This is a genomic window from Brucella sp. LJL56 (assembly GCF_054871705.1).
Map to the genome: position 1 here is coordinate 165,959 of NZ_JBTXLQ010000001.1, position 19,147 is coordinate 185,105.

Below are 19,147 nucleotides of genomic sequence, written 5' to 3' on the forward strand. Positions count from 1 at the left end.
GGTCGTTCAACGACTCGTATATGAGGTAGGCCATGTTGACCGACACCGCCGACAAAGCAAGAGTTACCGATAACCCTGTGCCAAAGATTGATCTGGCGGAGGAAGACGGTGCGCGCCATATCCGGTTAAGCGGCCGCTGGGTGTCGCAGAGTGTCAATCTCGTCGATGACAAGATGCGCAGCCTTGAGAAAGCGGACGAACACAAGGCAACGATAATCGATGTTTCCGGGATATCAGGTCTTGATACTGCGGGTGCCTGGTTGATTGAACGGATGCGGCAGAGGTTGGTGGCGGGAAATGCCGACGCGCAATTGCAAGGCGTTCGCCAATCCTGGCTCCCTCTGATGGAAGAGGTTGGGGGCGCCGTCGAGCGCGCGCTTGACGTACCGCATCAGAAGAAACCGTTTTTCCTTATCGCTTTTCTTGCTGCTCTTGGCGGCGGCGTTATCTCGATGGGTAACGACTTCAAAATGGCGATGCATATCCTTGGCGCGACCATCCGTGGAGCCCAACTGAAATATGGGCGCGGCAGTGGTATCCCATTTGCGGCTATTGTCACACAGATGGATCGTATGGGCGTTGGTGCAATTCCCATCATTATTCTGATGTCGACGATCGTCGGCGCTATCATTGCCCAACAGGGCGCATTTCAGTTGCGCTATTTTGGAGCGGAAATCTTCGTTGTCGATCTGGTTGGCATCTTGGTTTTGCGCGAACTCGGAGTGCTTCTGACAGCCATTATGATTGCGGGCCGTTCAGGTAGCGCGATTACGGCTGAAATCGGCTCCATGAAAATGCGTGAAGAGACTGACGCCTTGACGGTTATAGGCCTCAATCCGGTTGGAGTTCTCGTCTTTCCCCGGCTCGTCGCGCTTGTTATAGTCTTGCCATTGCTCACGATCATTGCAGATCTCGCCGCGCTGGTCGGGGCGGGTGGCGTCGCCTGGTTCTATTCCAATATTTCACCAGAAGCCTTTATCAGTCGTTTGCATGATGCGGTCGCGTTGAATACTTATTTCGCTGGGCTCATTAAGGCTCCGTTCATGGCCATGATCATCGGAGTTCTCGCATCAGTAGAAGGCATGAAGGTCGGCGGAAGCGCAGAATCACTGGGCCGTCGTGTTACGGCTTCAGTTGTGAAGGCTATTTTTGTCGTTATTGTCGTGGATGGTATGTTCGCGATGTTCTATGCGGCTATTAATTTTTAGAAACTACTTATGTTCTTTGTTTTTAATGGGTTCTTTGAGACACAGTTGCACAGAAAATTGACCCCGGAAACGTGTTCAGCGGTTCAGTCCGAAGCCAAGCTCGGTTAAAGAATGGTTATGGAGAACGGCATCGACCACCGGTCGCAACCGCAGGACGAAGACAATCGCCAAACGGCCGTACCGATGATCTCGGTGCGCGACGTAACGGTTTCGTTCGGGCGCCAGACGGTGCTCGACAAGCTGTCGCTCGATATTTACCCCGGTGAAGTGCTCGGTTTCATCGGCCCGTCGGGTTCAGGAAAATCCGTGCTGATGCGGACCATCCTCGGACTCAACAAAAAGCAGTCGGGTGGGATTGAGATTCTCGGTCGCAACATTGATCAGCTTAATGAACTGGAAAAAATGTCCATCGATATGCGTATGGGGGTTCTGTTCCAGCATGGCGCGCTGTTTTCGGCATTGAACGTGCTTGAGAATATTCAGGTTCCGATGCGCGAATATCTCGACCTTTCGCCGAAATTGATGGATGAGCTGGCGCGACTGAAAATCGATCTTGTCGGATTGAAGCCTGATACGGCTGAAAAATTCCCGTCCGAACTCTCCGGCGGTATGATCAAACGTGCCGCGCTTGCGCGTGCGCTGGCGTTGGACCCTGACATTCTCTTTCTCGACGAACCGACATCGGGTCTTGATCCCATTGGTGCGGCAGAGTTCGACGATTTGATCGCCAATCTGCGGGATACCATGGGCTTGACCGTCTACATGGTCACGCATGATCTCGATAGCCTTTTTGCAATTTGTGACCGGATAGCTGTTCTTGGAAACAAGAAGGTGCTCGTTAGTGGCACCATTGAAGACATGCTGACGGTAGACGATCCGTGGGTTAAATCCTATTTTCGGGGCAAGCGCGCGCGCCAGATTGATCCCTCGGCGCCAACGAGACGGCGGCCTGGCAGCCGCTTGCAGACTGGATAAAATATGGAAACTAAAGCCAATTACGTACTCGTAGGCGTCTTTACGCTAATCGTAAGCCTTATGGCTTTCGGGTTCGTGTACTGGATCGCCCGTTTCGGCGAGGCACGAGATTCCATACCTCTCGACGTTCGTATTCCCGGTTCCGTGACCGGGCTGACAGTCGGTAGCCAGGTTCTGTTCAACGGCATCAAGGTCGGTGACGTACGCCGCTTGCACCTCGATGAAACCAATCCCGAGATGGTTATTGTCCAGACACGTGTGAATGCGGCGACGCCAATTACCCGTTCAACTGCGGCAACTCTTGGTTTTCAGGGTTTGACGGGGCAGGCCTATATAGAACTGAAAGGCGGCCGTCTCGACGAGCCCAATCTTTTGACCGAGGCTGCGAAGGAAGACACGGTTGCGCGTATCGATGCCGATCCGTCCGCTGTTAACAATCTTCTCGCCACTGCGCAGGATATTGCTGCGCGGGCGAATTCGGTACTCGGGCAGTTGGAAGGTTTCGTGAAGGACGCCCGTGGGCCGCTTACGGATACGATCAACAATACGAAGACTTTCACGGATGCTCTGGCAAAGAACGCCAACATTATACAGGAACTGGGCGAGAACACCGGAAACATCAACCAGATCGTCACGGATGCCAAGGACATGATGGCTCGTTTGAATGCGGCTTCTGTGCGCGTTGACACCATTCTGGCGAAAACTGACAAGCTCTTGTCGAGTGACGACAAGGATGGTGTTGTTGCACAAGCAACGGCAACACTGGAATCCATCCGTCAGACGTCTGACAATCTTGACAAGCGGCTGGGGCCGATTGCCAATAATCTCGAACGTTTTTCAGGCCAGGGCCTGCGTGAAGTGCAGGGCGTGGTTCTTGATAGCCGCCGCGCCATACAGCGCATAGAACAAGCTGTTACCGAACTTGAGCGTAATCCCCAGCGCCTTATCTTCGGCGGGCCGGGTAGTGTGCCTCAATATGATGGGAGGAAGCGTCATTGATTTCCAAAGCCGGCTCCAGTGACATGAAATCACGACGCATATTCCGTCATAAAGGTTCCATTTCGATCCTGCTCGCAGCACTTCTGGCAGGGTGTGGCACCACAACGCCGCTGGACACGTTCAATCTGTCGGCACCACAACCCGGTGTGACTTCGCCAAGCCGCAAGAACACACAGTTGCTGGTTCCAACACCAACGGCACTCAAGGCACTCGACAGCGAGAACATCGTTGTTAGTTCCGCGCCTGGCTCCATCGAATATCTCAAAGGCGCTCAATGGGGTGACCGACTGACGAATATCGTGCAGTCGCGGCTGGTGCAGGCTTATGAAAATACAGGCGTGTTTGGCGGGATTGGCCGTCCGGGAGATGGGCTGGCGATCAACTATCAGATCCTGACCGACGTCCGGATGTTCGGCATTCAGGCTTATGCCTCGCCAAAGCTCGCTGTGGTCGAACTGGCCGTCCGGCTGATGAACGACAAAAGCGGCGAGGTTCGTGCGACCCGCGTATTCCGTACAGCCATCCCGGTGAGTGGCACAACAAACGCCGCCTATGTGAAGGCGCTCAACGCGGCTTTTGAACGGACTGCCAGCGAAATCGTAAGCTGGACGGTGACGGCGCTTTAAGCCGAGGCAAACCGGAATGGTAAAAAGGTCGGTGATATTCGCCGACCTTTTTTATTTCGAGCGCCTATTTGATTCAATCAGATCGAAATGTTGCCCTAACGAAAACAGCCGCGATCTATCCCGGTTGGACAAACAAAAACGCGGCCCGAAGGCCGCGTTTCCTTTGAGTTCAGCTTTTAGCGGAGACGACCGCTTGCATGAGCAAGCATGGTGTAGACCTTGCCGGTGTCTGATGTGAGGTAGGTCCGCGTTACCATGTTGTCACGGTCGTTGCGGGCTACGTCTTCGAGCAGGCGCTGGAAATCGTCCATGTAGCGATCAACAGCGCGGCGGAATTCACCATCCGTCTGATACTTGCGCTTGATGTCGTCAAAGGTTTGCTGCCCCTTCAGCGTATAGAGACGGCGGGTAAAAACGTTCCGTTCGCCGCGGCGGTAACGGTCCCACAGTTCCACTGAGGCTTCGTGGTCGATAGCGCGTGCAATGTCCACCGAAAGCGAGTTCAGCGATTCAACGACGTGGCTTGGCGAACGAGGCGTCGCGGTCGGCTGTGCCTTCGGCTGTACGGCTTCATCTTCCTCACGGGAGGCGCGGGCAAGGAGATCAGACACCCATCCACGCGGCTTTTCTGCTGGTGCAGTTGTTGGTGCTGGTTGAGCCGTCGGCGCATCATAAGCGCGCTGGCGGATTGCAACATCTGTCTGTGCTGCCGGTGCCTGAACCGGCGCTGGACGAGGGGCTGCCGGTGTCGGACGTGAAGTCGGGCGATCTGCACGGCTTTCGCCGACATCTACCAGACGGCCGGACTTGTTGACGATTTCGGCCAGTTCCTTGAGCGCGTTGATTTGCTCGCTCACGGCCTTGCGCATCGCGGTCGTCGTTTCCTTGGCCTCGGCAGGCATGTCGAGAACACCGCGCTTCAGCTCACCACGGGTCGTGTTGAGCTCGGTGCGGATTTCGTTCGCGGTACGACGGATATCGTCGGTGGCAGCGGAGAACTTCTGCGCGGCCTGTTCAACAATCTCCGAAACGCTTTCGCGCATCTTCTCGGCCGACGAGCGGGTTTGGCCTTCTGCGCGTTGGAACGCGGAGGTCACCAGCTCTTCGAAGGACTGCATCAGCTTTTCCACGCCTTCGGACTTCTCGACCAAACCGGACGCCAGTTTGTCGAGTGCCTGGTGACGATCTTCAAGCGTGCTGACAAGGCCATTCTGGGCCGTACTGATCATGTCGGAAGCTGAAGAGAGAACCTTTCCATGTTCTTCGAAGCGATCGGCGATGTCTGCAATCTGCGACAATGTGCTGTCGGAGATGGCGCGCAGCGTACCGATATTGCCGTCGATAAGGCCGGTGGAAGCCTGGAACATCTGCGCTGCGCGGTTGGTGTTCTCAACGAAGCTCGACGTCGTGTCGACAAGGCGACCGTCGATATCGGTGAGATTGCGCGTTGCGGAATCGATCAGCTTGCCCAGTTCGCCGTTCGATGTAGCAAGGCGGTCGATCAGTTCGCTGACATTGTCGGACAGACCCGTCTTGGCCTGCTGGACGGCTGCAATCGTTTCCGCCGTGCGGCTCGCAAGTGCATTGACGAGAGCGGCATTTTCCGAACGAAGCCGGTCGGTTGCGGCGTGAGTTGCTTCTTCAAGCTGCTGAGCCAGTCCACGACCACTATCAGCAAGCCGTTGTACGAGCGGTTCAGCCGTATCGTTGAGGATTTTGGTGATTTCCTGCGAACGGGCGGCGAGGACGGCATTGAGTTCGCGAGTACGTTCTTCAAGCGTAACTGCAGTTGTGTCAGTGACCTGTGCGATACGCGCCTCGACGGAACCGAGTTCCATCGTGATACGCGAGCCGATGTCACCCAGACGGGTTGCAATGGCATCTGCACGTTCTGCGAGGCGCGCCTCGGTACCGGCGAGATTGTCGGCCACGCTGGCCGAGAAGGATTCGCTGTGACCGGCAAGCGTTTCGCTTGTCTTGGAAGCCGTATCTGCGATCCGGGCTTCAATCGTGCTGAGTTCACCAGTGAGGCGGTTCTCGATTGCTTCAAGGCCGCTTGCGATCGCGCTGGCGCGTTCGTTGAGGCGTGTTTCCGTTCCAGCCAGATTGTCGGCAACACTCGCAGCAAAGGCTTCGCTGTGACCAGCAAGCGTTTCGCTCGTTCTGCTCGCCGTATTGGCGATGCGGGCTTCAATTGAGCCAAGTTCGCCGGTGAGGCGGCTTTCGATCTCGCCAAGACGGCTGGCAATCACATCGGCGCGGTCGCCGAGGCGTGCTTCCGTACCGGACAGATTGCCGATCAGACGGGCGCTGAATTCTTCGCCGAAACCGTCCAGAGCTTCGCCAGCCTTGGCTGCTTCAGCCGAAAGCGTGCTGGCGGCTTCGCTGATCTTCTCGCGCAGCGTGCCTGCAACAATGCCAGCGCTCTGCTCGAGTGCACGGCGGACATTGTCGACGCCGATGGTAAGCGCCTTTTCCATCGTTTGCGTGCGTTCTTCAATAATGCCGGTCTGGCCTTCGAATGCGCGGCTGATGGTCGAGCTGCTGTCTGCAATTGCGTTATGCAGGTTGGTTGTGCGCTGTTCCAGAATGTCACTGTGATCCTGCAGCGTTTGGCTCAGTGATGCTGTGCTTTCACCCAATGTCGAACGAATTTCAACTGCACGGTTTTCAATTGTGCGTTCGTGACCGTCCAGGATGCCGGAAAGGGCGCTGTTGTGATCGTTCAGGATGGTATGAAGGCCATTTGTGCGCTCTTCGACCTGACGAACATGCTCACCTAAGGCGGCAACAAATGCATCACGACCAGCACCAATGGATTGATTCATGCTGCTTGCGCGTTCGTCGAGAATACGTGCGAGTGTGTCCTGATTATCGACGATAAGTGCTTGAAGTGCATTCACGCGTTCATCAAAGGTGCGAGCGAGAACTTCACGATTCTCGTTAAAATTATCGCGCATTGCGGCCGCTCGCTCATCCATCAGTTGTGCAAGCATGGCCTGATTACCGGCAATGATACCGTGAAGTGCGGTGGAGCGCTCTTCCAACGAATGGGCGTGGTCCGCAAAACTTGCATCGAGTAGCGCGGAATGACTTTCCATCGTCTGACGCAGCGCATTGGTCCGCTCTTCCAGAATTGCCTTATGATTATCGGCAACGGAGTTGAGCGCAGATGCACTGACATTAACGACATTTTCGATGTCGCTTGTGCGTGCAGCAAGCGTATCGGCATGACCACGAATGACAGAGGAAACACGCTCGGTTTCGCCTTCCAGAGATGCTGCGAGAATATCACGGCTTTCGGCAAGCTTACCAGCGAAGGCATCGGCCTTTTCGCCAAGAATACTGCCGACGCTTTCACCAATCGAAGTGAGGTCTTCGCCGATCTTGGTCTTGGTTTCGTCGATCATCGTGCTGAGAGACGTGCGACCGCTGGAGAAGGTCTCTGCGATTTCACGAGTACGGGCGATGAGATTTTCGTTGATCTGGCGTGAACGAGTTTCCAGCGCCGCATTGAGCTTTTCGGTGCTGCTGTCGAGAGCATGTGCGCGGGCTTCAAATTCGGACAGAAGCGAACGGCCACGATCAGAAAGGGTGGTTTCCAGATTGGCAAGGCGAGTGTCAAATTCGCTGACCATGGACTGCGTCGCACCACCAAGCAGATTGGCAATACCGGTCGTGCGTTCGTCCAGGGCCTCGGTTAGACGGTCGGATACAGTGCGCGACTGTTCATCGAGCGTTGCGATCCGTGTGTCGAGCAGGTTTGCGAAAGCTTCGCCGGATGTAGTGATGCGCGAACCGATGTCACCCGTGCGAGTTTCAATGGCCTCGGCAATGGCGCCGCCGCTTTCATTGATACTTCCGATAAGACGTTCGCCGGATTCGCCGAGCAGGGTGCTCAACTGCTGCGAAGCGGAAAGAACATTGTCGCGGATGATGTTGGAAGCGCTCGACAGCTCTTCCTTAAGCTGTTCGTGTGCACCGGAGATAGAGGAACGTACGCGCTCCGCGTGGCTGACAACGGCTTCGCGTTCGTTGCCCAGATCACTAACGAGCGAACGGATACGAACTTCATTGTCGCTATAGGCACGTTCAAGCTGATTGACTTCCGACTGAACGAGCGTTTCGAGCTCGACAGCTCGTGCCAACGTACGTTCGATACCTTCGTTCATGGCGGCGACTTCGCGACGCACGGCTTGCCCGAGTGTCGAAACGCGATCACCAGACACGGCTTCCGGTTGGAGCAGTCGCATGGCAGCTTCCGACATGCTGCGTGCTGCCGTATGCATTTCCTGCGCTCGCTTTACGAGCTGTGCGAAGCCCCAGAACATGGCGACCGGCAATGCTACACCCGCAACAACGCCAAGACCGGCGGGCGAAGTGAAGAAATCTTTGGTGGCCTGCAGGCTTGAGAAGACATCGGGATTGATGGCTTTGCTCAGCGCAACACCGCCAGCGGCCCAAAGCACGCTGATTGCGGTTGTTGTCCAGAAAAGTTTTGACGAGTTTTCTGTCACCCGGCGTGGCGCTGCAATAATCGCTTTCTCGCTGCGGGAATCGTCGTTTGCCGGCGTGAAGGTAGACGATACAGCGCTGGCGCCGGTCGTAACAGGTGCAGCGGAAACAGGCTTGCTGACAGGCTCAGGCGCTGGCATCGCAGCTTTCGAGGTGTTGGCGGGCTTGTGCTGAACGCTGGCAGTAGTTTGCGAAACTGGCTCGGCAGCTTTGACGACTGGAGGGACCGGTGGCGCAGCAGGCGTAGCGATCACTGAGGCGGTGGTGATGGTAGCCACTTTCGCAGCAGTTTCCACAGGGGAAACAGCAGGCGTTTCGACCGACTTGGTCTTCTGTTCGGCAACCAGTTCTTCTGCGGCGCGCGAAATCTGCTCTTCCAGATCATCGACGGAGAAGCCTTCATCGAACGCACTCAAGTCCATGTCGATATCAAGATCGTCGCCGAAATCGATATCGAGCGCCTGTTCCAGTGCCTTTTCAACCTCAAGGTCGAGCTTCTGTGCCTTGGATTTGGAAGCCATTGTTCGCCTACCTCGTACTCATTACTGCGACGGCCGGACCATAAAAAGGCCGTTACAAAACTTTTTCCGCCACTTTGCATCGTATCGGCTCGCGCCTGTTAAGGAAATAGGCGTCTTTCGCCGATACCTAAAACTTTAAATACAAGGTTAACGGAAATTAGCTCAATTCATAAAAATTCGACATTTCCGGGCTTTCCGCATTTACCAGCAAGTTGTGGAAATCGATTATGGCTGTTTCTCACGCTCGAAAAAGCTTTGCGAGTTAATTAACAAAAAAGCTCTCAATGCGTGTTTGTTGGCAATTTTGTCACCTTGTGATTGCAATATCGCCAACGCAGAATTCTATTCATTGTTCTTCGCTCTCTCCCAATTCACATCATATGATGCACTTTCCGCTAACGGCAAGGACGAGTTTTCCGTTTATCGGGACAACTGTCAGGTTTGTCAGGTATGGAAACACATCGAAAGATGCACGGCATATTGGCGCAGTTGCAGGCATGGATGCGGTCATGGTTGAAACTATTTACATAACGCCGTATCTGCCATTTCGAGTTTATTTGCGTTTTTCTGCCGAGGCGGCGACAGACGCTGAAGATAGAGATCGCGCGAAATTTGCGTGTTTCAAGGAATGAAAATGACGAAGATTGTATTCGTATCATCCGACGGTGCGACCCGGACCGAAGTTGAAGCCGACAACGGATCCAGCGTGATGGAAGCTGCCATTCGCAACGGCATTCCCGGTATCGATGCGGAATGTGGCGGTGCCTGCGCCTGCGCAACCTGTCATGTTTATGTTGATGAGGACTGGATCGACACTGTTGGCAGCCCCGACGCTATGGAAGAAGACATGCTGGACTTCGCTTATGAGGTTCGCCCTACCTCGCGCCTTTCATGTCAAATCCGGGTATCCGACGATATTGATGGTCTCGTCGTGCAGGTGCCTGAACGCCAGAACTAATCCCTTGAAGAAATGGTAGTGCGATGGGCGCCGAACCGCAGAATGATATTGTCATAGTCGGTTGCGGGCCTGTCGCACTTTTTTGCGTGTTTCAGCTTGGACTGTTTGGTTTCAAATGCCATCTCATAGACGCCCGTGATCGACCGGGTGGTCAATGTACGGCGCTCTATGCCGACAAGCCTATTTATGATGTACCCGGTTTCTCTGAAATTATGGGTGAGGAGCTGATTGAACGGCTTCTCAAACAGATCGAGCCATATAATCCGGTTTTTCATTTCAATCAGGTGGTGGATGGCATCTCTGTCGATGGCGACGGGGTCGTTGTTCTTACGCGTGGTGGTAGTAGCTTCAAAGCAGGCGTGGCTGTGATTGCGTCAGGTCTCGGTGCATTTGCCGTGGACGGGCAGGTTATTCGTCCCGACCCGCTGATCGAGCTTTCATTGCTGAAGACGGGGAATATGCTGACCGTGAATCCAGAGACCTTCAGAACTTCAAGTCCGAAGGTCTACGCGATTGGAGATTCCTGCCACTATCCAGGAAAACTGAAACTGATCCTGTCGGGGTTCCATGAAGCCGCCTTGATGACGCAGGCCATACGGCGCGAATTGCGCTAGTTTTGTTGGTGCCGCGTTATTTGGAAACCTGCTGGGCACGTTCCATGCGATACGTCAGCAAACGTGAGAAACGATTTTCGAAGTTGATTGTCTCAACTCGGTCAAACCGCTGCTGCTCCTTGTCATGCGCTTCCATGAGACGCGCAGTCACTTTATCAATGTCAGCGCGAAGCACGGCACAATCCGAGCGGGTGCGTAATCCGCGTATGTCCCGTTCCATCTGGCTTGCAAAGCTGCGCGCGATGACGATGTGGCTTTCTTCGTGACGGCGAATATCCTGTAGCAATGTATCCCAGATCAACGCCAGTTCAGGCGTTGCCTTGCGACGCTGCTTCCAGCGCGGCAGGGAAACCTTTGCATGTACATTCACATAGACATCCTGAACCTTGCATGCTTTTCCGGACTCACGACCGTAACGCACTTTTGCATCAAAACGGATTTCTGCAGCACCGGGATGATGCTGACCAGTCTTCTTAAGGAAGGGGCCATTACGGGAAAGAGCTTTGTCGAGGTCGGCTGCTGTTTTGCCGCTGACATTATAGTAGCTGAACTCCCGAAAGATCGCGGCCGCCTCCGCCTGGGGAGCGACGATGGCAAGAACTGCGCCAAGAGCCAGAACCTTCTTCCTCAAATTCATGTTCTGGACCTCTTTCTAAAACCAGTAAGAAATTCGCTTTTTGCTGCCGCGAGCATGGCATGCAATCGTCAAGAGAACTATAACGCCCTTCACGAAATGACTTCAGGCGGGGTTGGTTGCATCCTCGCCGCAATAAAATGGTACGGGGAAATGGGACAAGAACATTTCGCTATGACGAAAGAATGGCATCTTGCTCACGGACGAAGCCTTCGCCTGGGAGACAAGTCCGTTATCATGGGCATATTGAACGTCACGCCGGACTCCTTCTCCGATGGCGGCCATCATAATGAGTTTGAAAGGGCTGTCGATGTGGCGGGTCAAATGCTCGCCGACGGAGCGACGATCATCGATGTGGGTGGAGAATCGACACGCCCCGGAGCTGCTACGGTCAATTCCGAAACGGAAATCGCTCGCGTCGTTCCGATAATCGAGGCTTTGGTCGAGAAATATGGTTGCATAATCTCCGTCGACACATACCGCGCAGCAACGGCGCAAGCCGCGGTCAATGCCGGGGCGCATATCGTCAATGATGTCTGGGGTTTGCAACGCGAACCGGAAATTGCCCATGTCGCTAAAAGCAGCGGCGCGGGATTGGTCATCATGCACACCAGCAGAGATCGTCCTGTTCTCGCCGATGTCATCGAAGATCAGTTCGCATTCCTGGCTGTTTCTTTGGGTATAGCCAAAAAGGCAGGTATCGGAGATTCCCGTATCGTGCTCGATCCGGGTTTCGGCTTCGGCAAGAACAAGGATGAGGATGTTGCGCTGTTGGCCAGAGCAGGGGAACTGCAGAAATTCGGATTTCCCGTGTTGGTCGGTACGTCGCGCAAGCGTTTTATCGGCGGCATGACCGGTAGAGACAATCCGCTCGACCGCGACATAGGAACAGCAGCAACGTCAGTCGCGCTGCGTTTGGCAGGCGCCGACATCTTCCGTGTTCACAATGTCGCTTTTAATAGAGATGCACTTGCCGTTGCAGATGATATTCTGCAATGCAGGCGCAGTGAAAATAGAAAGTGAAGCCGTGTACACGATTAGAATGATGAACTGCGCATTTTTTGCGCACCACGGCGTTTTCGATGAAGAGCACAAGCTCGGTCAGCGTTTTTACGTCGATGCAATTCTGGATGTCGATCCGGGGAATGCGCTGGAGAATGACGATATTGACGGCACCGTGCATTACGGTATCGCTTTCGCGGTCATTCAGGACATCATCACGGGCCGTCAGCGCTATCTGATCGAGACGCTGGCTCTCGACGTTGCCAAAACGCTATCCGCGCGGTTTCCGCAGGTGAAGCGTGCTGAAATCACTGTTCGCAAGCCGAATGCGCCTGTTCCAGGTGTGCTGGACCATGTTGAAGTAACTGTGGTTTATCCGCAGTGATGGCCGAGAAACATTATCGGGCCTGGCTGGGACTCGGCGGAAATATCGATGATCCTGTCGCCTCGATGGGTAAGGCTTTGCGCATACTGGACGAACGAGCAGACACGGATATCATCGCAGTTTCAGCGGTCTATCGCACGCCACCGTGGGGAAAGACGGATCAGGCGTGGTTTCACAATGCCTGTGCTGAAATTGAAACCGCGTTGCAACCATTGAAACTGATTGCGACCTGTCTTGATGTGGAGCGTTCCTTGAAGCGTGTCAGGCTCGAACGATGGGGTCCGCGCATCATAGATATAGATATACTTGCAATGCAGGATGAAACCGGAGGGGCTATCGTCATGACAGATGTTGCCCTGGAGCTTCCGCATCCGCGTATGCATGAGCGAGCTTTCGTTCTCGTGCCTTTGAACGATATTGCACCGTCTCTTGAAGTGGCGGGTAGAACGGTTGCGGCCTGGAATGCCGGTATCGAACAATCCGGAATAGAAAAAGCCCGCACGAATGCGGGCTGGTGGCGCGAATAAAAAATTCGTCAGTTCTTGGCGATGCTGCCGACAGCGATGTTATCGACACGCTTCAGGTTCATGCCAATGACCGGAACCAGTTCCTTATCGACGCGAACGGAAACCGTCACATTCATCGTGTTCGGATCGGATACACGTGCCAGCATGGCGCCGTTGAGCTGCTTGCGGTTCAGACCGAAAACAACTTTATTGCCACTGACGGAACCCGATGTAACATCAAGGCCTTTGCCCGCAGCACCGTCATTGAACTTGCCGGAGTAAGCGGAGCCAACACGCGTCACGGTGGCCTTCATCGGTTGTGAAAAGACGCCAACGCGGCAGGTGCCATCAAGCGTCATGCCAACATTTTCATCTGGTGTCGATCCGGCCAGATTGCAGACGAATTTCGTGCCTTTGTATTTTCCGGCAACGATTTCGCCCGGTCCTGACCATTGGCCTTCGATCATTTGAAAGAACTGCTTGTCTTTGTCAGCGGCCAAAACCGGCGTGGCAGAAAATGACACGGGCAGCAGCGTCAGGCAGGCGGCGATGCAATTCTTCATATTCAGCTCTGTCCTGGATTCACGACCTTGATCGGACGTCATTCCTAATCATTGTTTTTCAGCATGTCACGACCAAAAGCTAGTCGCGCCTCGCAAACCGTCGAAAAATCCGACGTTGCCATAAGCCGATTGAGAGGGAAGGGCACAATTCTTGGGGGCGTACCAATACACCGCATCGTTCGATTCTGGCGCAGATTTCTATCTACTCATAATCGTCGCGAATGGTTAACGCTTCGGAAACGCGTCACTCTTTTCCAGGGCGCTTTTTGTCGGGCCGTTCGCCACTTATCCTCGCAAGGTCGCCGATAAAGTCTCCGATGCCAGGTCGCTTTTCGGCGTTGAACGGAAACGGGCGCACCACGTCCATGGCAGCAATGCCGATACGCGCTGTCATGAGACCGTTGACGACACCTTCGCCGAGCTTGGCAGAAAGCCGCGATGCCAAGCCGTGGCCGACAAGCTGTTGGATAACGCTATCTCCCATAGCTAGAGTTCCTGTCACGGCCAGATGTGCAATGACCCGGCGGGCAAGCTTCAGAAAACCAAGCGTACCGGGACGACCGCCGTAGAGTTGTGAAAGCCGGCGGATTAGCCGGGCCGATTCAAAAATGACATAACCGATATCGACCAGTGCACGCGGGCTGATTGCGGTGACGATTGAAACGCGTTTTGACGCATTCAGAATGAGCGCGCGTGCTTCTCGGTCGAGAGGTCGAAGAATTTCCGTTTCGGCAAGCTGAATCAGGTTCCGCCCGTCAATAATATCGTCGGTCAGACCATCCAGAAGTTGCCGTCCACGCGCTGTCTCGGGCAGGCTCGCTGCAATAGAGCGTAGCGCGTCCACCGCTTTTCTGGCAGCGGCCATATCGTCCCGTTCCGCCGCGTCTGCGACGTCTTTGCGAAGATGCTGCACGGAAGTGAGGCGACGCAACGCTATCAGTTCGCGAACGATGATGGCAACGAAGGCTGCAAGAGCGATTATAGCGACACCCAAAGCCGTCCAGCCCAGCCAATCCGCGCGCGAGAATAATGCTCGGATAAGGTCTTCCGTCCAGATGCCGACGGCGAATGAAACAAGAATGCCGAGCGCCCCGAAAAGTATTCTGCTGAGCGACCAGCCCTTGCGTTCAGGTGCTTCAAACGACGGATCGAGTATCTCCAGCTCTGCAGCTTCTTCCTCACTTAGTGCGAAAACATCCGGCTGTGAGACAATGACATCAAGGTCGCGCACTGCGCGGGGGCGGCGCGGCGCATCGTCCACTGTTTCTGGACGGATGGACGGTTGGCCGACTGTGAATGAAGCGGGTTTACGCGGCGTCTTCTCTGTCATGCGAGGCGATCCCCAATCAGAAACTGCAAGGCGCGATCCAGCCTGATATGAGGCAGGGAAAGAGTTACGCCTTCGGCGGTACGTTCAAGCCGCGGTGGACGAAAACGGACGAAACGGATGGTGGGGTCATCATGTGCAAAAGACTTTTCAAAGATTGCATTGGGATTTTTAGGTAAGTCACCGGGAAATATAGCGGTTTCTGTATCACCGTCGAACAGTTCGCCGTCGATCTTTTCACCCTTCAGCGGTGTACCGACGATGACTGGTAGCGTTTCCTTGCCCTGCGTCACAGTCGCCTCGCGGGTAGCACGGACCGCAGCCATCGCGAGAACATCGATATCCGCGCCTGAAAAATCGGCTCGCTCAATGGCCCGCTCCACAAGACGCCGCACGATGGCTTGCAGACGGTCGTGACTTTCATGATGAAGATGATCGGCTTTCGTTGCAGCCACAAGAATGCGACCGATACGGCGCTGAATCAATCCAGTCAGCAGGTTCGAGCGTCCCGGTCTGAAGCAGGATAGAATATCGGTAAGTGCACGCTCCAGATCAGCAACGACGGCGCCACCAGCATTCATCGCCTGCATGGCATCGATCAGCACAATTTGCCGATCGAGCCGGGCGATATGCTCCCGAAAGAATGGCTTGATGACATAGGTTTTGTAGGCTTCATAACGCCGTTCCATCATTGCGCCCAGCGAGCCGGCTTTCAGATCGTCTGGTTCGAGATCAGGCAGTGGGGAAAATGTCAGTGCCGGTGAGCCCTCAAGATCGCCAGGCATCAGAAAACGCCCTGGCGGCAGTGTCGACAACGCTCGTTCATCGGCTTTTCCTGCGCGCAAATAAGCCGTAAAGCTTTTGGCCAGCCGTTGCGCGGTCAGCTCGTCGGCCTTCTCAGAGGGGTCAATAAGAGCGGATTCGGCAATCCATACCTGAGCCAGATCCTTATGTGTCGGCTCATGGGCCAGAGCAAAAGAATCCGCACTGAATTCGGCATAGGATTTGCCAAGCAAGGGCAGGTCGAGCAGCCATTCGCCGGGATAGTCGACAATATCGACCGAGAGTTTGCCTGGCGACAGCCACCGTCCCCAGGCAGAAGCCGATTCATATTCGATTGTCAGACGCAATTGCGAGATTGCACGCGTTGAGTCCGGCCAGATACGCTCATCGATCAAAGCCGATAGATGCTCTTCATATTGAAAGCGAGGGACCGCATCGTCCGGTTGCGGTTCGAGCAACGCTCGTGAAATACGTCCGGATTTATAGGCTTCAAACATCGGCAGCCTGCCGCCATGCAGCATATTATGTACGAGAGCTGTAATGAAGACTGTCTTTCCGGCGCGAGACAAACCGGTCACGCCGAGCCGCAATGACGGAGACAAAAGCCCGGTCGCACGATCTGCCAACGTATCCAGTGCGATCTTTGCTTCGTCGCCAATACTTGTCAGCTTAGCCAATTATCCCTCGCCGAATTCAATGGTCTATCAGCGATATAGATAGGGTTGCGTCAGTAGTCTTGGCAAGGAATGTTGCGGGACATCTGAAAAAACTACTGAGGAAACAGGAAGCTTTCGAGATAACCGCCGCCAGGTTCGAGTTCATCAAGCGAAGCCGGAAAGTTGATATTCGCCAGTGCGGCCGTTGGGAAGCCTGCGCGTAGTTTCAGGAGGCTGTCCTTGTTGCCATCACCACACAAGGCTAGAGCCAGATCCTCTATGCTGGGATTGTGCCCCACGAGCGTGACTGTCGGCGCATGGCCATGTTTGCGGATGGATTGCATATAGTCGGCGGCGCCGCCGCTATAGATCGTGTCATCAATGATTGTTTCGACCTCAATTTCCAGGCGCTCAATAAGGCCGAACGCGGTTTCCCTGGTTCTGCATGAACCTGAAAGGATCACCAGATCTGGATAAAGCTCCAATGATTTCATCGTCCTTGCAAGCCGGTCGAGCGAAGCTTTTCCTTCCTGGTCCAGTGGGCGGTCGAAGTCCTTCATTCCAGGCTTTGTCCACATGGCCTTGGCATGTCTTAGGAGAAGTAAACGACTCATCTGTAACGTTCCAAACTGTGTTTTTGTGGCATTTCTTGCCATAATTGGAGCGCAAATGAGCACCCTGATTGCTCATTCTCCCGATTTTTTGATGCCTGTCAGCAATATTCACAGGTGTGGCCTGCTTAATTATTGGGCGGGATTTGCCACTTGATGTGTTGCTGGCTTTGACTGAAAAATACACTTACATTGTTGGTAATTGATTGAAGTCATTCTGGAAGTCTAGAGGGAGATTTTTCGCGTGCAGTTTTGGATTGCATAATTTTAATGCATAATCATACAAAATTGATGAACTAAAAAGTAGTGAAGTACGCTTGTTTGATGTTGTGTCCTTGTTGCTATGGAACTATATAACCGCTCGCGTCTCCTAGATGTGGGGTAATTCAGAATGAGTGAATTGATTGACCTTGACTATAGGCCCACTGAAGACGAGCCGTTCATGAATGAGCGGCAGAAGTCTTACTTCCGCACGAAACTAGTTGCGTGGAAGAATGATATTCTGCGAGAAGCGCGTGAAACGCTTGAAGCGCTACAGCAGGAAAATGCCAACCATCCCGACCTGGCGGACAGGGCATCCTCCGAAACGGATCGGGCAATTGAGCTACGAGCTCGCGACAGACAGCGCAAATTGATCTCCAAAATCGACGCAGCACTGAGCCGCATTGATGAAGGAACATATGGCTTCTGCGAGGAAACAGGAGAACCTATCAGCTTGAAGCGGCTTGATGCGCGTCCGATTGCTACGCTATCCATCGAAGCGCAGGAGCGCCATGAGCGTCGTGAAAAAGTCTATCGCGACGATTAAAGCGTATACGCTCTGGTTATTGAATCTTCGCGTCGTACGATTCCATGAATCGGTCTGATTTTTGGGTCGATACGGCAAGGTTCGAGACGGTTTGAAAAATTATAGGCTGCGGTTTCCGCAGCCTATTTTCTTTGTGTCGAGATAAATTCCAACTCAAATCTCAACTTCTGCGAATTTCATCCTTGGTCAGTTCACCGAGAAGCTTTTCCATCTCGTCCTCAATATCGTCCTTGGCCTTGTCTTCAACAGAGTCATCCGTTGCGGAAATATCAAGTGAACTCAAAAGCTCATTCTCGAAAAATTCGGTATCGAATGAGGCCGCTTCCTCGACATCATCGTCAGTCGCGCTCCGCACATTGACGTCGGCAGCGATTGCGTCGTCTAAAGCACCGCTGAGCCCCGCCAACTCATCGGCCGGCGTTTCTACTGCAGCGGTATCGGGTTCTATCGGCCCGGGCTCGGTAACCGCGATTTCAGGCTCGACGCGTTTCGGTTCTGATGGAGCGCTGAATGCCGGAGCTGCTGTCGAAGAAACTGTCGGGCCGGTTACATCAAGTGTTGAAGACTTGTCTGTAGTCGTCGTTTCACGCTCTGGGACGATGCTGCCAAGATTTGCAGAAACAACCGATGCTGCTACTGCGACGCCAGCAGCGGTGGTCGCACCCGACGAAGTCGAGCTCAAAACACCGCGAGAAACCTGGCTCAATGGGTACGCCGGATGTGCACGTGTGGATTGTGGCTGAGGTTGAGCGGGACGCGGCGGCAACACTGTACGTGGCTGCGGTGGATAGTTCGGTGCCTGACGCGGCTGCTGATGAGGAGCAACCGACTGAGTGGCAGTGGCTTCAGTCCGCACAGGCGCTCGTGGTGGGATTGGCGCGGTGGGGGCTTGCGGCGGAACGCGCGCGGACGATGCAGTGGGCTGAACCCGCTCTTCACGCACTGGGTCAGGCTTACGATAAACTGGCGTTTCGATTGCGGACGTGAGCTGGATCGCTTCATCCTTCTCTTCAGCTTGCGGCATTTGCAATGAAAGAGCAGGGCGCTCTGCCTTATCGTTGGTTAGGGTTGCTTCATGCTGTTTGAAGCGCTCGATCTGTTCGGGCTCTATGCGCGAAGCCTGCACGCGCGCATGGGCGCGTGATTCCATGACGATGTTCTGTTCGACCACGACATCGGTCGGTCCGCCAATGAGCAGCAGATGTTCCACATCGTCGCGGCGAATAAGAACGAGCTTACGCCTGCTGTCGACGGCTGCGGCATCCATTACCGAAAGGCGCGGCTGCCGCGTGCGTCCGTTGGAGACGAAGGTCCCGCTGCTGAAACGGCGAATGATACTGAGAACAACGAAAATTCCGCCAAGAATGATCGCAAATATTAGGATGAAGCCGACAATATTAGCCGCGCTCTCTCCAACGATGCCGCTGAGCCATTCCTTCATGCGGATACCCTCTTA

17 protein-coding genes are annotated in these 19,147 nt (G+C 54.3%); 10 read left to right on the plus strand and 7 right to left on the minus strand.

Annotation, left to right across the window (positions count from 1 at the left end; translation table 11 throughout):
• Nucleotides 1-32 precede the first annotated feature (32 nt).
• From ACYSN1_RS00850 to ACYSN1_RS00865, 4 genes are all read left to right on the plus strand, one after another.
• Nucleotides 33-1,208, plus strand: a complete 1,176-nt coding sequence (locus ACYSN1_RS00850; protein ID WP_461724017.1) for an MlaE family ABC transporter permease — start codon at nt 33-35, stop codon at nt 1,206-1,208.
• A gap of 111 nt (nt 1,209-1,319) precedes the next feature.
• Nucleotides 1,320-2,183, plus strand: a complete 864-nt coding sequence (locus ACYSN1_RS00855; RefSeq protein WP_461724018.1) for an ABC transporter ATP-binding protein — start codon at nt 1,320-1,322, stop codon at nt 2,181-2,183.
• 3 nt (nt 2,184-2,186) lie between these two features.
• A complete protein-coding gene (locus tag ACYSN1_RS00860) occupies nt 2,187-3,182 on the plus strand; it encodes an MlaD family protein (protein WP_461724019.1) in 996 nt (331 codons plus the stop codon).
• A gap of 23 nt (nt 3,183-3,205) precedes the next feature.
• Nucleotides 3,206-3,808, plus strand: coding sequence for an ABC-type transport auxiliary lipoprotein family protein (locus ACYSN1_RS00865; protein ID WP_461725238.1), 603 nt, complete (start codon nt 3,206-3,208; stop codon nt 3,806-3,808).
• A 176-nt stretch (nt 3,809-3,984) separates the two neighbouring features.
• Here the strand turns inward: ACYSN1_RS00865 and ACYSN1_RS00870 are convergent, their stop codons facing one another.
• A complete protein-coding gene (locus ACYSN1_RS00870; RefSeq protein ID WP_461724020.1) occupies nt 3,985-8,844 on the minus strand; it encodes an apolipoprotein A-IV repeat region-like domain-containing protein in 4,860 nt (1,619 codons plus the stop codon).
• 634 nt (nt 8,845-9,478) lie between these two features.
• Here ACYSN1_RS00870 and ACYSN1_RS00875 point away from each other — a divergent pair.
• Both ACYSN1_RS00875 and ACYSN1_RS00880 read left to right on the plus strand, forming a co-directional pair.
• A complete protein-coding gene (locus ACYSN1_RS00875; RefSeq protein ID WP_461724021.1) occupies nt 9,479-9,802 on the plus strand; it encodes a 2Fe-2S iron-sulfur cluster-binding protein in 324 nt (107 codons plus the stop codon).
• 23 nt (nt 9,803-9,825) lie between these two features.
• The gene (locus ACYSN1_RS00880; protein WP_461724022.1) at nt 9,826-10,416 is read left to right on the plus strand and encodes an NAD(P)/FAD-dependent oxidoreductase; all 591 of its coding nucleotides are present in this window, start codon (nt 9,826-9,828) and stop codon (nt 10,414-10,416) included.
• A 16-nt stretch (nt 10,417-10,432) separates the two neighbouring features.
• Here ACYSN1_RS00880 and ACYSN1_RS00885 read toward each other — a convergent pair whose 3' ends face one another.
• A complete protein-coding gene (locus ACYSN1_RS00885) occupies nt 10,433-11,053 on the minus strand; it encodes a DUF922 domain-containing Zn-dependent protease (protein ID WP_461724023.1) in 621 nt (206 codons plus the stop codon).
• Between the two features lie 171 nt (nt 11,054-11,224).
• Between ACYSN1_RS00885 and folP the strand changes: the two genes are divergently transcribed.
• From folP to folK, 3 genes are read left to right on the plus strand one after another with little or no spacing between them, the layout of a single operon-like run.
• Nucleotides 11,225-12,073: a dihydropteroate synthase gene (gene folP / locus ACYSN1_RS00890; protein WP_461724024.1), complete on the plus strand. Its 849-nt coding sequence runs from the start codon at nt 11,225-11,227 to the stop codon at nt 12,071-12,073.
• Between the two features lie 4 nt (nt 12,074-12,077).
• Nucleotides 12,078-12,437, plus strand: coding sequence for a dihydroneopterin aldolase (gene folB / locus ACYSN1_RS00895; protein ID WP_461724025.1), 360 nt, complete (start codon nt 12,078-12,080; stop codon nt 12,435-12,437).
• The gene (gene folK, locus ACYSN1_RS00900) at nt 12,437-12,964 is read left to right on the plus strand and encodes a 2-amino-4-hydroxy-6-hydroxymethyldihydropteridine diphosphokinase (RefSeq protein WP_461724026.1); all 528 of its coding nucleotides are present in this window, start codon (nt 12,437-12,439) and stop codon (nt 12,962-12,964) included. The genes folB and folK overlap by 1 nt, the downstream gene beginning before the upstream one ends.
• Before the next feature lie 8 nt (nt 12,965-12,972).
• On the opposite strand, the gene ACYSN1_RS00905 is transcribed toward folK, so the two are convergent.
• From ACYSN1_RS00905 to ACYSN1_RS00920, 4 genes are all read right to left on the minus strand, one after another.
• Complete coding sequence (locus ACYSN1_RS00905) at nt 12,973-13,506, minus strand: hypothetical protein (RefSeq protein ID WP_461724027.1); 534 nt, start codon at nt 13,504-13,506, stop codon at nt 12,973-12,975.
• A gap of 244 nt (nt 13,507-13,750) precedes the next feature.
• On the minus strand, nt 13,751-14,836 hold the full coding sequence (locus ACYSN1_RS00910; RefSeq protein WP_461724028.1) for a YcjF family protein: 1,086 nt from the start codon (nt 14,834-14,836) through the stop codon (nt 13,751-13,753).
• Nucleotides 14,833-16,293, minus strand: a complete 1,461-nt coding sequence (locus ACYSN1_RS00915; RefSeq protein WP_461724029.1) for a YcjX family GTP-binding protein — start codon at nt 16,291-16,293, stop codon at nt 14,833-14,835. Before ACYSN1_RS00915 ends, ACYSN1_RS00910 begins: the two co-directional genes overlap by 4 nt.
• Before the next feature lie 92 nt (nt 16,294-16,385).
• Nucleotides 16,386-16,886, minus strand: coding sequence for a SixA phosphatase family protein (locus tag ACYSN1_RS00920; protein ID WP_461725239.1), 501 nt, complete (start codon nt 16,884-16,886; stop codon nt 16,386-16,388).
• A 388-nt stretch (nt 16,887-17,274) separates the two neighbouring features.
• Between ACYSN1_RS00920 and dksA the strand changes: the two genes are divergently transcribed.
• On the plus strand, nt 17,275-17,691 hold the full coding sequence (dksA, locus tag ACYSN1_RS00925) for an RNA polymerase-binding protein DksA (RefSeq protein ID WP_104756279.1): 417 nt from the start codon (nt 17,275-17,277) through the stop codon (nt 17,689-17,691).
• A 160-nt stretch (nt 17,692-17,851) separates the two neighbouring features.
• Here dksA and ACYSN1_RS00930 read toward each other — a convergent pair whose 3' ends face one another.
• Entirely contained in the window at nt 17,852-19,132 is a 1,281-nt protein-coding gene (locus ACYSN1_RS00930) for a flagellar biosynthetic protein FliO (protein WP_461724030.1), read from the minus strand.
• Nucleotides 19,133-19,147 lie beyond the last annotated feature (15 nt).

What these genes read in the sequence shown, in the direction of transcription:
- ACYSN1_RS00930 (WP_461724030.1), bottom strand. Translation starts at nt 19,132, where the DNA reads ATGAAGGAATGGCTCAGCGGCATCGTTGGAGAGAGCGCGGCTAATATT.
- ACYSN1_RS00860 (WP_461724019.1), top strand. Translation starts at nt 2,187, where the DNA reads ATGGAAACTAAAGCCAATTACGTACTCGTAGGCGTCTTTACGCTAATC.
- ACYSN1_RS00885 (WP_461724023.1), bottom strand. Translation starts at nt 11,053, where the DNA reads ATGAATTTGAGGAAGAAGGTTCTGGCTCTTGGCGCAGTTCTTGCCATC.
- ACYSN1_RS00920 (WP_461725239.1), bottom strand. Translation starts at nt 16,886, where the DNA reads ATGAGTCGTTTACTTCTCCTAAGACATGCCAAGGCCATGTGGACAAAG.
- ACYSN1_RS00870 (WP_461724020.1), bottom strand. Translation starts at nt 8,844, where the DNA reads ATGGCTTCCAAATCCAAGGCACAGAAGCTCGACCTTGAGGTTGAAAAG.
- ACYSN1_RS00855 (WP_461724018.1), top strand. Translation starts at nt 1,320, where the DNA reads ATGGTTATGGAGAACGGCATCGACCACCGGTCGCAACCGCAGGACGAA.
- dksA (WP_104756279.1), top strand. Translation starts at nt 17,275, where the DNA reads ATGAGTGAATTGATTGACCTTGACTATAGGCCCACTGAAGACGAGCCG.
- ACYSN1_RS00880 (WP_461724022.1), top strand. Translation starts at nt 9,826, where the DNA reads ATGGGCGCCGAACCGCAGAATGATATTGTCATAGTCGGTTGCGGGCCT.
- ACYSN1_RS00905 (WP_461724027.1), bottom strand. Translation starts at nt 13,506, where the DNA reads ATGAAGAATTGCATCGCCGCCTGCCTGACGCTGCTGCCCGTGTCATTT.
- folK (WP_461724026.1), top strand. Translation starts at nt 12,437, where the DNA reads ATGGCCGAGAAACATTATCGGGCCTGGCTGGGACTCGGCGGAAATATC.
- ACYSN1_RS00875 (WP_461724021.1), top strand. Translation starts at nt 9,479, where the DNA reads ATGACGAAGATTGTATTCGTATCATCCGACGGTGCGACCCGGACCGAA.
- ACYSN1_RS00910 (WP_461724028.1), bottom strand. Translation starts at nt 14,836, where the DNA reads ATGACAGAGAAGACGCCGCGTAAACCCGCTTCATTCACAGTCGGCCAA.
- ACYSN1_RS00850 (WP_461724017.1), top strand. Translation starts at nt 33, where the DNA reads ATGTTGACCGACACCGCCGACAAAGCAAGAGTTACCGATAACCCTGTG.
- folP (WP_461724024.1), top strand. Translation starts at nt 11,225, where the DNA reads ATGACGAAAGAATGGCATCTTGCTCACGGACGAAGCCTTCGCCTGGGA.
- ACYSN1_RS00865 (WP_461725238.1), top strand. Translation starts at nt 3,206, where the DNA reads ATGAAATCACGACGCATATTCCGTCATAAAGGTTCCATTTCGATCCTG.